The organism is Synechococcus sp. H55.10 (assembly GCF_047502715.1).
GTDB lineage: Bacteria > Cyanobacteriota > Cyanobacteriia > Thermostichales > Thermostichaceae > Thermostichus.
This window is the reverse complement of sequence record NZ_JANSJJ010000052.1, coordinates 1-11,281: the sequence shown is the minus strand read 5'-3', so window position 1 is coordinate 11,281 and position 11,281 is coordinate 1. Positions and strand designations below refer to the sequence as shown.

General features: G+C 56.5%; 10 protein-coding genes and 1 rRNA gene. 5 read left to right on the top strand and 6 right to left on the bottom strand.

Annotated elements, in window-relative coordinates; all coding sequences use genetic code 11:
* Positions 1-76 (bottom strand): 16S ribosomal RNA (locus tag NW858_RS04595); the annotation flags it as partial.
* Positions 77-411: 335 nt separating this feature from the next.
* Here NW858_RS04595 and NW858_RS04590 point away from each other — a divergent pair.
* Complete coding sequence (locus NW858_RS04590) at positions 412-1,110, top strand: pirin family protein (protein ID WP_414520006.1); 699 nt, start codon at positions 412-414, stop codon at positions 1,108-1,110.
* Between the two features lie 330 nt (positions 1,111-1,440).
* On the opposite strand, the gene NW858_RS04585 is transcribed toward NW858_RS04590, so the two are convergent.
* Positions 1,441-2,874, bottom strand: a complete 1,434-nt coding sequence (locus tag NW858_RS04585) for a glycosyltransferase (protein WP_414349274.1) — start codon at positions 2,872-2,874, stop codon at positions 1,441-1,443.
* 130 nt (positions 2,875-3,004) lie between these two features.
* On the opposite strand from NW858_RS04585, the gene NW858_RS04580 reads away from it, so the two are divergent.
* The gene (locus NW858_RS04580) at positions 3,005-3,130 is read left to right on the top strand and encodes a CRISPR-associated endonuclease Cas2 (RefSeq protein ID WP_414520004.1); all 126 of its coding nucleotides are present in this window, start codon (positions 3,005-3,007) and stop codon (positions 3,128-3,130) included.
* Positions 3,131-3,825: 695 nt separating this feature from the next.
* Here the strand turns inward: NW858_RS04580 and tsaE are convergent.
* Complete coding sequence (gene tsaE, locus NW858_RS04575; protein WP_414520002.1) at positions 3,826-4,413, bottom strand: tRNA (adenosine(37)-N6)-threonylcarbamoyltransferase complex ATPase subunit type 1 TsaE; 588 nt, start codon at positions 4,411-4,413, stop codon at positions 3,826-3,828.
* Positions 4,414-4,416: 3 nt separating this feature from the next.
* The gene (gene lgt, locus NW858_RS04570; protein WP_414347756.1) at positions 4,417-5,265 is read right to left on the bottom strand and encodes a prolipoprotein diacylglyceryl transferase; all 849 of its coding nucleotides are present in this window, start codon (positions 5,263-5,265) and stop codon (positions 4,417-4,419) included.
* 334 nt (positions 5,266-5,599) lie between these two features.
* On the opposite strand from lgt, the gene recA reads away from it, so the two are divergent.
* Positions 5,600-6,727: a recombinase RecA gene (recA, locus tag NW858_RS04565; protein WP_414376251.1), complete on the top strand. Its 1,128-nt coding sequence runs from the start codon at positions 5,600-5,602 to the stop codon at positions 6,725-6,727.
* A gap of 15 nt (positions 6,728-6,742) precedes the next feature.
* Here the strand turns inward: recA and NW858_RS04560 are convergent, their stop codons facing one another.
* Complete coding sequence (locus NW858_RS04560) at positions 6,743-7,555, bottom strand: TrmH family RNA methyltransferase (protein WP_414335762.1); 813 nt, start codon at positions 7,553-7,555, stop codon at positions 6,743-6,745.
* Positions 7,556-7,588: 33 nt separating this feature from the next.
* Positions 7,589-8,935, bottom strand: a complete 1,347-nt coding sequence (locus tag NW858_RS04555; RefSeq protein WP_414519999.1) for a 16S rRNA (cytosine(967)-C(5))-methyltransferase — start codon at positions 8,933-8,935, stop codon at positions 7,589-7,591.
* 88 nt (positions 8,936-9,023) lie between these two features.
* Between NW858_RS04555 and hisA the strand changes: the two genes are divergently transcribed.
* Positions 9,024-9,809: a 1-(5-phosphoribosyl)-5-[(5-phosphoribosylamino)methylideneamino]imidazole-4-carboxamide isomerase gene (gene hisA, locus NW858_RS04550; protein ID WP_414519997.1), complete on the top strand. Its 786-nt coding sequence runs from the start codon at positions 9,024-9,026 to the stop codon at positions 9,807-9,809.
* A 128-nt stretch (positions 9,810-9,937) separates the two neighbouring features.
* Positions 9,938-11,128: a M20 metallopeptidase family protein gene (locus NW858_RS04545; protein WP_414338886.1), complete on the top strand. Its 1,191-nt coding sequence runs from the start codon at positions 9,938-9,940 to the stop codon at positions 11,126-11,128.
* Positions 11,129-11,281 lie beyond the last annotated feature (153 nt).

Genomic DNA, 11,281 nt, shown 5'->3' with positions numbered 1-11,281 from the left:
AAGGTGTCCGTCCGACTTGCATGTGTTAAGCATACCGCCAGCGTTCATCCTGAGCCAGGATCAAACTCTCCGTCTTACTCCAAGAGTTTGTCTCAAAGCTTGCTTGACAGGGTTGAATGCTTGTCAGAACAGCGCCCCCGCGGCCCCTCGGCCGTCAGAAGCTTTCTGTCCCCGGATGGTTGACTGCTGTTGCTACTTGTCAAGGTTCTGGGGCGCCGTGGCTGGTGGCCTCATTGGCGCTTTACTACCCTACCCCCACCCAAACCCAAATGTCAATACCCACCCACCACCAAAATCACCCCCCGACGGCTACCCTGTGGAGAAAATAGCGGCTAAAACTGTTTGTGTATTGACATTCTTAGGCTTGTACTATTAGCATGGCCTCAAAGGCCGGGCTTTGTGGAGGATGCGATGCTGACTTTGCGTAAGGGGGAAGAGAGGGGTCGCGTTCGGCTCAGTTGGCTGGATACCTATCACTCCTTTTCCTTTGGAGAGTACCATGATCCTCGCTACACGGGCTTCCGCACCTTGCGAGTAATTAACGATGACCGGATTGGCCCCTCCGCTGGCTTCCCGACCCATGGGCATCGAGACATGGAAATCATTACGTATGTTTTGGAAGGGATCCTCGAGCACAGGGATAGCCTGGGCACGAGATCCGTGATCCGTCCTGGCGAAATTCAGCGAATGACGGCAGGCACAGGGATCCAGCACAGCGAGTACAACCCCTCATCGGAGGCGGAGGTGCATCTGCTGCAAATCTGGATTTTGCCGGAGCAGGAGGGCTTGGAGCCCAGTTATGAACAAAAAGCGACGGGTTTGGCAGAGCATCCCAATGAGTTTTGTTTGATTGCCTCTCGGGATGGGCGCCAGGGATCCGTGGTTGTGCATCAGGACGTGAATCTCTATGCGGCGTTGATTGAGCCAGGACACGCCATCAGCCAACGCTTGGATGAGAAGCGCTACGCATGGCTGCAGGTAGCTCGGGGCAATGCGACTCTGAACGGGCTGCCCTTGCAAGAAGGAGATGGCGTAGCTATTGCTCAGGAAGGGGGGATTCATCTTTTTAGCAAAGATGGTGCTGAAGTATTGCTGTTTGATTTGGCTTGAGATTGCCTTTTCGTCCTATCTTGACTACCTTCATCGCTAGAATTTTCCAAAGATTCCGTCTGCAATGTTGCAATCATCTTAATCATCTTAATGTGGTTGTTACGAGGTAAAGTTGTTCAGAAAAATGATTCAAGTCATGCCCATCTACTCTTAAACACAATGAGTTGCGGCACAAAGTCGAGAAAATCTCATAAAACTGCTTTAAATTAGCCAGGACGCATTCTATGGCGGCACTCTGGCAAATCAAGATTTCACGGTTTATTTACTTTGACTTGAGCACGCAAATTGTCCATATTGTTCGGTCATCATTACTTCCAGACGGATTAGCTGCTAAGTTGACCTTGGCTTTATCATATTAGAAAACACTATCTCGTTTTTATTTCCTAAAATAAAAACAAACTTAGAGATGAAGGCAGATCCATAGCTTGTCAGTTGGTCATTTCTCTTGATAATCAAAACATCCCATTTCTCTTTAAAGCAGCAATCACTATCCATCACCTGTATACGAGCTAAGATTCTTTCGTCGTTTGGCAGATCGGAGATAGCGAAGCCAGACTCGACGTAAAGTTGTAACCTTGGCAAGTCTAGCAAATCTGCCACAATTACCGGAGGACAGCTTTGGCTGACAAGAACTTTTAGCTGCTCTTGAAACTGATGTAGATCCTGAACTTGCTCATAGATGGCCAGCCTCGTATCTATAAGATCGCTGTGAGAAGTGCTCATAAAAAAGCGAATCTCAGATTTCCCCTTGTAAAAATCTGGCAATTCCCCCTTAAATACCCAGTCCATTAGGTTAGCTACTCTGTACTTAGGATGCCATTCTGAAAAAAACTTTTCGTGGGCTCGCTTAGCCATCTCTATAGCCAGCTCGTGGTTCTCCAGGTAAAACTTGATCTTCTCTATCAGCTCTGAGAGAGAGCTGTAAACATCACAATACAGGCCAGGAACCAAATACTCATCAAAACCAGAAGCAAATGAAAGGCGATCTGTGAGCAAAAAACCTCCTGCAGAAATAATCTCAAAATTCCTAAAGTTAATGTCGCCATTTAAGCTACAATTTAAGGAGATTAAAGAGTGAGCAAAAAGATGGGCTGCTTCCTCTCTAGACCCTTGTTTGACAACCAAGGGTAATTCAAGCTGCTTTAGAGCACCGACTAGGAAACAGCGTCTTGGATGAATCGGGCTCAGATGACCTAGGAAAGCAACCTTTTTCTCTTTATTTTCTATCCATTCATGAGCAATGGTACGCATAGATATGAGAGGTAGCCATGCTACATTCTTGAAACCTGTTGCAGCAAACCAGTGCAAGTGATGGCGATTATGAGGGGTCACCACATAATCAAAATCTTCTTGTCTGCAATAGCTTAAAAAATTTGAGAGATAATGCTCCGTAAGCTGAATACTACTTCCAAGTGGTCTCCCGTGATGGGTATCTCCAGCCAACAAAACAGTTGGACAGCCGAATTTCTTAGTGCCTAAAACTCTCGAGCTAAAGACGGATGACCAGACAATAACCAAATCAAAATCTTTATCTTTAATACGATTTGATTCCTGCGCAAACTCGTAAATATCATAGTCTCCTAAGGGGGACTCAACTAAGTCTTCGGAGGTAGTAATATAGCTAAAGCCAAGGCCTTTTGCAATTCCTTCTGGGCACAAAGTTACTTGTCGGCTAGAGAAAATGGGAGGTGGGATATAATTCGGCCGTATTGGCCAACTGAGGAGAACGCGAGGCTCTAAAGTTTCAGCTTTTAGGTCGCCCATAACTTATCCTCCGCTTATGGCTCTCGTAGTTGTAGGCAGTAATCCAGTCACAGCACCGCCGTATTATAACACACGTAGGCAGGGACTGGCTAAGTGCTTGGAGCAGTGCTGCCAGTAGGGGTAGGACTCGGTGTTTGAATGCCCGCTGGACACTGCCAAGCTGAAAGACAAGCTAGAACGGTTGTGGCTGCCTCTGCTGAACCTCAAAAAAGACAGCCTACGGGTGTACTCTTTGGATGCTACCGTCAAACAATGAATAAAGGTCTTCGGAGGGTCTCTCCCCTACGAGCCGCTGGACTACCTGATTTTCTGGGGTTCCCTGGCTGGCCGAAAATGTAAAGCTTTGTGCGCAATCCCTTGGAGTGAGCCATCACCAGCCTAGCCTTGCCGGATCTAGATTTTAGGAGAAAATCGGGGGTCTTTTCCCGAATTGACAAGAAGATTCAAAATAGTACCTCTAGCAAGAAAAATGCCCTTGTTTGCACTTATAGCAAGGAGATGGGAACAATACGAATTAGCAATTTTAGGTCTTAACTGCGATCGAAAGTCAACCTCTACTTTGCTAACTAACTATGCTTATGAATCTGGCCGCAAAGCGGGATGAAGTCTTATATAAAATGGTGTGATCTATAATCCAGTTGTTTGTCAAGTTATTTCCTTGCCGGAGCAGAGAGGAGATGAAAAACTGATAGTAGTTTGATCATCGGTAGTTTAGGAGTCTATATTTTCGAATTGGTTGACTTAGTACTGCTACTGTCCTGGTCAACCAGCGAAGATCTGCGAAAGTCTCTCCTAGAGTAGATATTCTATCTTAACAACGATAATATATCCAAGTATCGAACCTTTGACTACAAAGATCTAGAAAACTTTTGTCACCACTTGGGTAGCTTACCCTAGTTGCGAGTGACTATACCTTATGGATAGAAATTCGCTCTTTTTTTGAATGTTTTGCTAACTCAATTGAGAGAGCACTTGCTGCCAAAGGTGGGCGAGCTGGGATCCTTTGCCTTTGGCGTACAGCAGGCGGGATCCCTCTTCCTGGGAATGGAGTTCTAGGCGCAGCCAGAGATAGGTTGCTGGCAAGTAGGGCAGGTACTGAGGCCACTCGATGGCGGTGATCCCAACTTGGCTCCAAAGTTCTTCCAGCCCCAGATCGTCGAGAGTTGAGGACTCGGCTCCGCCAGGGGCAGACTCTAGACGGTAGAGATCGCAATGAAAGAGAGGGATCTGTCCGGTGTGGTATTCCTGGAGCAGCACGAAGGTGGGGCTGTCGATGGGTTCAGGGATCCCCAAGCCCTGGCCTAGGCCCTGTACAAAGGTGGTTTTGCCGCTGCCCAGGTTCCCTTCTAGAAGGATCACTAGGCCGGGAGGGGGGTTTATCCTGCTCCTGCCCTGGGGGTTGTGTTGCTGGCCTGAAGAGTCAAGGAGGCGAACGGCAGCCTGGGCTACCAGGGCCGCCAGCGATTGGGTGGCAGCGGCAGAGGGCAACACCAGAGGAGAAGCTTGTTGCCAAAGCTCTTCATCTCGTGCGCTCGCCATGGCTTACGGCTCCTTCGAGGGGTGCTCAGGGGTGGGGATCCCTGTCGAGAGATCAGGTGAGGGCCTCACTGGGCTTAGGTGAGCAGAAGCACGTCTTTGGGCGGTCAGCATCACGGCCAAGCCAGCTCCGATGAGCAACAGGCTCACTCCCTGGGCCACTCGCAAGGATCCCAGCATGAGGCTGTCGGTGCGCAGCCCCTCGATCCAGAAGCGTCCAAGGCTATACCCCAGCAGGTAGAGACCCAGGAGGCTACCAGGCGGAGGCTGACGCCGATAGCTCAAAAAGAGCAGGATCCCGAAGAGGCCCAAGTTCCAGAGGGACTCGTACAGAAAAGTGGGATGCACACGGGATCCGTCGGGGAGCTGTAGCTGGATCCACAGAGAACTATCCGGAGGCAAAACCTCTCCATAGGCCTCGTTGTTGAAGAAGTTGCCCCAGCGACCGATGCTCTGGCCAAGGCTGAGGGAAGGAACGATGCAATCGGCCAGCAGCCAGAAGTTCAGCCGCTGCCGGCGGGCAAATAGGTAAAGTGCCGCACTGCCCCCCAGCAAAGCGCCATGGATGGCCATCCCCCCCTGCCAGAGGGCCAGGACTTTCCACCAAGGGCCATCTCGATATCGCTCCCACTCAAAAGCCACGTAGTAAAAACGGGCAAGGGGCAGGGATCCCACTACCAGCCACAGCAGCAGATCAGACATGGAATTGGGGGGAAGACCGCGCCGTGCCGCCAGGTGGCGGGCCAGGAGCAAGCCCAGCACCATGGCTAAGCCGATCAGCAGGCCATACCAACGCAGGCTGAAGGGGCCCCAGGTGAACACAATTGGACCGGGGGATTGCAACACCAGGGTCATGAGCACGGCGGTATTCCTGAACTGGTCTTTCTAGCTCACTCTACCTATTCTGCGACCCTCACCCCCAACCCCTCTCCCTGGGGGAGCTACCCTCACCCCCAGCCCCTCTCCCTAAGGGAGCTGCCCTCACCCCCAGCCCCTCTCCCTGAGGGAGCTACCCTCACCCCCAGCCCCTCTCCCTAAGGGAGAGGGGAGCTGGGAACTGAGGCAAGGTGCGAGCTGACTGCAATTGGAGGGAGATACAGAGGAGAGGGATCCGCTGAGGGCAACAAGGCGACAATGTTAGAATGCAGGCTCGATTTTCCACCGCAACTCCTGGGGGAGGGTGCTGGCCATGACCCGAAGCAAAGCTGCTGCCGTGAACAATGGAGACGACTTGGACAAGTTGAAGTCGGAGAAACGCAAAGCTCTGGATCAAGTGTTGGGCCAGATCGAGCGCAATTTCGGCAAAGGGGCGATCATGCGCTTGGGAGATGCGGCCCAGATGCGGGTGGAGACCATACCCAGCGGCGCTATCACCCTCGACTTGGCCATGGGCGGTGGCTACCCCAAGGGGCGAATCATCGAAGTCTTCGGGCCGGAATCTTCTGGGAAAACCTCGGTTGCTCTGCACGCCATTGCCGAGGTGCAAAAACGAGGGGGAACAGCCGCCTTTGTGGATGCCGAGCACGCGCTGGATCCCACTTATGCAGCAGCTTTGGGGGTGGATATCCAGAATCTGCTCATCTCCCAGCCAGACACGGGGGAGGCAGCTTTGGAGATCGTCGATCAACTGGTGCGATCTGCTGCTGTGGACATTGTGGTGGTGGACTCGGTGGCAGCGCTGGTTCCCCGCGCCGAGATCGAGGGGGATATGGGAGATGCCCACATGGGACTACAGGCCCGCCTGATGAGCCAAGCACTGCGCAAGATTGCCGGCAACGTCAGCAAAACCGGATCAATTGTTCTGTTCCTTAACCAGTTGCGCTCCAAAATCGGCGGCATGGGCTACGGCCCCCAGGAAACCACCACCGGCGGCAATGCCCTCAAGTTCTATGCGTCGGTGCGGCTGGATATTCGCCGCGTGCAAACTCTAAAAAAAGGTGCTGAAGAATACGGGATCCGAGCGCGGGTCAAGGTGGTGAAAAACAAAGTTGCTCCCCCCTTCCGGCGGGCAGAATTTGACATCATCTTCGGCCAGGGCATCTCCAACATCGGCTGCATTGTCGATTTGGCTGAGGAGATGGGCATTCTCAAACGACGCGGTTCCTGGTACAGCTACAAAGAGGAGAATGTGGCCCAAGGGAGAGACAATCTGGTCGTTTACCTGAAAGAAAAGCCGGAGATCCTGGCGGAGGTGGAAGCGGCTGTGCGGGAAAAACTTTCTGCAGGGGTAACGGTTTCTGCCAGCCGACCGGGGGGGATGGAGGAGGGAGAGCAGGAAGAGATTGAGGCCCCCATCTTTGCAGATGAGGAGTTGTGAAACGAGGGCGGCTCTTTAAGCTGTGTCTCTCAACTGGGCTCGCCGCTGGCGCAAAGCTTCGTAGAGCAGCAATCCCCCTGTCATGGCCACGTTGAGGGATTCGACGCCCTCGGCCATCGGGATCCGCACCTGGGCATCGGCCTGCTGGATGGTGGATGCCTTTAGGCCAGCCCCTTCGTTGCCCAAGAGAAAAAGGGTTGGCCGGGTGAGGTCGTGATCCCAATGGCAGGTGGCCAGAGGGGAGAGGGTGGCGGCCAAAACTTGGATCCCTTGGCGACGACAGGCCTGGATCCAGGTGGGCAGGTCGGGCAAGACTTGCGGCGGGCGGCGAAACCACTGGCCGGCGGAGGCCCGCAGGACTTTGGGGTTTTCCGGATCGACGCTGTCTGCGCTTAGCCAGAGGCCATCGGCTCCGGTGGCCGCCACGACGCGGATCAGGGATCCCAAATTACCTGGATCTTGCAGGGCTTCGACCACCAAGCCCAGGCGCAACGCCTCTGGGGGAGGGGAGGCGATTTGCCGGCTAACGGCCACAGCTACAACCCCTTCCGGAGACTCGGTGGTAGAGAGGGCCGCCATCACTTCTAGGCTGACGGCCTGCCGCCGCAGATGCTGGGGCAGGCTGGCCAACAACTGGGGATGACGCTCGGCCCAATCGAAGGTGTAGCAGACAGCTCGCAGAGGCCAGCCGACCCCCAGCGCCTCTTCGAGGAGGTGGGATCCCTCTATTAAGAAGGCGCCCTGTTCCCGCCGGCCTTTGCTGCGGTGCAACTGCCGCAACTGCCGGATCCAAGGGTTTTTTGGGCTGGTGAGGAGCTCAGAAGCCATGCGGAGGAAGAGGAGAGATGGAACGGGGAAGGCTTAATCGCAGCGGCGCAGCCGTTGGATAAAAAATCCATCCCGATCCTGGCGATGGGGCCAGATGAGCAGGGGATCCCCTTCGGCGGCCCAGTGGGGATGCCGGTTCAGAAAAGACTGGATGACCGCCTCGTTTTCGGCAGGATGCAGGGTGCAGGTGGAGTACACCAACAGTCCGCCCGGCTTGAGCCAACGGGCTGCCACCTGCAACAGCCGACCCTGCAGATGGGCCAGCTCCTGCACCTGATCGGGGGTTTGGCGCCAGCGGGCATCGGCATGGCGGTGCAGGGTTCCCAGGCCGGAGCAGGGAGCGTCCAGCAACACCCGGTCGGCGCTCTGCCAGGGGGGCAGGGGTGCGGGGGGTTCGGCAGCGGCGCTCAGGGATAACAGGTCGATGGCCAGGGGACGGATCGAGCGCAAGCCTAAGCGCTGCACATTTTCCTCTAGGCGCCGCAGGCGGTGGGGATGGCGATCCAGGGCCCAGATCTCGCCGCGATCCTGCATCTGCTCGGCCATGTGGGTGGTCTTGCCGCCGGGGGCGGCACAGCAGTCGATCACCCGTTCCCCTGGCTGGGGATCCAGCCAATGCACCACCTGCTGGGCGCTGGCATCCTGAACACTCCACCAGCCCTGGGCAAAGCCCGGCAGGGCCCTGATATCGCCGGCAGGCCGCCCTAGCCGCAGGGCGCCCGGCACCTCAGGGATGGGTGAGGCGGGGATCCCCACTTCTGCCAAGGCTTGAATGACTTTGTTCACATCTGCCCGCAGCGGGTTAACCCGCAGATCCAGGTGGGGCGCTCGGTTGAACCAGGCGCACAACTGCTCGGTCTCGGCTGGCCCCAGGCGCTCCCACCAGAGGCGCACCAGCCAGTCGGGAAAGCTGTGCCGGATCCCCAAGGCCTGAATCGGATCCGTGGGCAGCGTGTCCTGTAAGGGCTTGAGGGGATCCTTTTCCGCCCCATCCAACGCTTGCCGCTGGTAGGCACGCAAGATGCCGTTCACCACCCCTGTCAGGGATCCCAGGCCCACCTGGCGGGCCAATTCCACGCTGGTGTGGATGGCGGCGCTGGGGGGGATGTGATCCAGAAAAGCCAGTTGGTAAAGGCCAAGGTGCAGAATCAGCCGCAAGTCGGGCGGTTGCTGGTGGGCAGAGCGGCGGGCAAAGCAGTCGATCAGGGCATCGAGGGTGCGGCGACGGCGGGTAACGCCGTACACCAGCTCGCTGACCAGGTGCCGGTCGGCGGGGATCAGGCGGCTATGGGCCAACAGGTGCTCCAGCACCAGGTCGGCGTAGGCGTTTTGCCGCTCGATCTTCTGCAGAGCCAAGAGGGCCAGTTGACGCGCGTTCATGGTCGCCCCAAAGGTTTTCCTATCCGCTGCCCTTGTCCAGGATCCCCGCTGGGCGATACTGGAAAAGCTCTTCTCCAGGGATCCCATCATGCCTCACGCCAGTGTCTTTCTCGAGGTGATCCCCGCCATCGACCTTTTGCAGGGCCGCGCCGTGCGTCTTTACCAAGGCGATTACGCCCAGGCGGAACAGGTGGCCGCCGACCCCATCCAGCAGGCAGAAATCTGGGCTGCCCAAGGGGCGCCTCGCCTGCACGTGGTAGACCTGGACGGGGCCAAAAGCGGGGATCCGGTTAACTTGCCCATCATTGCAGACATCGTCCGCAAACTGGCCATCCCGGTGCAGGTGGGGGGCGGGATCCGATCTCTCGAACAGGCGCGGCAGTTGCTGGACTTGGGGGTAGATCGGGTGATCGTCGGCACTGTCGCTGTGGAGGATCCCAACACTCTAGAGGCGATGACTCAGGCCTTGCCAGGACGCATCTGGGTGGGGATTGACGCCCGCCAAGGGCAGGTGGCTACCCGCGGCTGGCTGAACACCACCCCCCTGCCGGCCACCGAACTGGTGCAACGGGTACAAGCTCAAGGGGCTGCCGGGATCATCTACACCGACATTGGCCGGGATGGCACCCTGGCCGGCCCCAACCTGGAGCAGTTGCGGCAGGTTCTGGATGTTTCCCGCCTGCCGGTGATTGCCTCTGGGGGCATCGGCTCGCTGACGGACTTACTTGCCCTGCTGAGCTTGCCGGGTTTGGCCGGAGCCATTCTGGGCAAGGCCCTTTACTCAGGAGCCATCTCCCTGCCGGAGGCGTTGCGCGCCGTGGGGCCGGGCCGCTGGCAAGATCTGCCGCCAGAAACGGGATCCCGGTGGGCCTAGGAGGAAACAGCCCTGGCAAAATTTTTGCCATACTCTATGAAACCGACATGTAACTTTAAACTAAACAGCTTCTGGGAAACCAACTGGGAAGGAAGCTCTTCCCCAGGCTGACTCTTGTCTAGGCGTTTATGGAAGTTCCCGCCCTTCGCCCCGCCGTTCAAGCCTTACAGCCGGAGTTGGTGGCCTGGCGCCGCCACTTGCATAAGTACCCAGAGCTGGGTTTCCAAGAGAAGCAAACTGCCGCCTACATCAGCCACCGCCTGAGAAGTTGGGGGATCCCGCACCAGACCGGCATCGCCCACACCGGCATTGTGGCCACCATCGCGGGAGAAGAGCCAGGGCCGGTTTTGGCGCTGCGGGCCGACATGGATGCCCTACCCATTCACGAGGCCAACGAAGTCGAATACCGTTCCGCCATCCCCAACGTTATGCACGCCTGCGGCCATGATGGCCACACGGCCATTGCCCTGGGCACCGCCAAGCTGCTGCAGCAGCAGCGCCAAAGCCTCAGAGGCACCGTCAAAGTCATTTTCCAGCCCGCTGAAGAAGGTCCCGGCGGAGCCAAGCCAATGGTGGAAGCGGGGGTGCTGAAGAACCCAGATGTAGAAGCCATCCTCGGCTTACACCTGTGGAACAACCGTCCTCTGGGCACCATTGGCGTCAAAAGTGGCCCCTCGATGGCCTTTGCCGATCGCTTTCAAATCGAGGTCATTGGACGGGGCGGCCATGCCGCTCTTCCCCAGCAGACGGTGGATGCCATTGTGGTCGGATCCCACATTGTGAGCGCTTTGCAGACCATCGTCTCCCGCAACGTGGATCCACTGCAGCCAGCGGTGGTGACGGTGGGCCGCTTCCGGGCCGGCGATACTTTCAACGTCATCGCTCCCAGGGCAGAGATTTGGGGCACCGTGCGCAGCTTTCAGCCGGAAGTGCGGGATTTGCTGGCAAGGCGTATTGAAGAAATCGTGGCCGGCATTTGCCAAGCCTACGGGGCCACCTACGAGTTCCAGTACGAGCGGGGCTATCCGGCGGTTCACAATGACCCTGCCATAGCAGCCCTGGTAGAACAAGCCGCCCGCCAGGTGTTTGGTTCAGAAGCCGCGATCGTTCCTGAGATGACCCTGGGCGGGGAAGATGTCTCGTTTTTCCTCAACGAGGTGCCCGGCTGCTACTTTTTCCTGGGATCCGCCAACCCTGCCAAAGGACTAGATTATCCCCATCACCATCCCCGCTTTGACTTTGATGAAGCTGCTCTCGGCATTGGCGTGGAGCTGTTCTTGCGCTGCATTGAAAACTACACCGGAAAGACTTTGGGCTGAGGGGAGCACTTCCCAGAAAAGCTATGGCCACTGGAATATAACTGACGAAGCCGCTCGCTACGTCAAGTCCTAGCTCCCCTCTCCCTGAGGGAGAGGGGCTGGGGGTGAGGGCCTCAGGGAGAGGGGCCGGGGGTGAGGGGTCGCCTCTAGGGC

Excerpts from the sequence above, each read along its gene's own strand:
- hisA (WP_414519997.1), top strand. The coding sequence starts at position 9,024 with ATGCCTCACGCCAGTGTCTTTCTCGAGGTGATCCCCGCCATCGACCTT.
- lgt (WP_414347756.1), bottom strand. The coding sequence starts at position 5,265 with ATGACCCTGGTGTTGCAATCCCCCGGTCCAATTGTGTTCACCTGGGGC.
- NW858_RS04590 (WP_414520006.1), top strand. The coding sequence starts at position 412 with ATGCTGACTTTGCGTAAGGGGGAAGAGAGGGGTCGCGTTCGGCTCAGT.
- NW858_RS04555 (WP_414519999.1), bottom strand. The coding sequence starts at position 8,935 with ATGAACGCGCGTCAACTGGCCCTCTTGGCTCTGCAGAAGATCGAGCGG.
- recA (WP_414376251.1), top strand. The coding sequence starts at position 5,600 with ATGACCCGAAGCAAAGCTGCTGCCGTGAACAATGGAGACGACTTGGAC.
- NW858_RS04560 (WP_414335762.1), bottom strand. The coding sequence starts at position 7,555 with ATGGCTTCTGAGCTCCTCACCAGCCCAAAAAACCCTTGGATCCGGCAG.
- NW858_RS04545 (WP_414338886.1), top strand. The coding sequence starts at position 9,938 with ATGGAAGTTCCCGCCCTTCGCCCCGCCGTTCAAGCCTTACAGCCGGAG.
- NW858_RS04585 (WP_414349274.1), bottom strand. The coding sequence starts at position 2,874 with ATGGGCGACCTAAAAGCTGAAACTTTAGAGCCTCGCGTTCTCCTCAGT.
- tsaE (WP_414520002.1), bottom strand. The coding sequence starts at position 4,413 with ATGGCGAGCGCACGAGATGAAGAGCTTTGGCAACAAGCTTCTCCTCTG.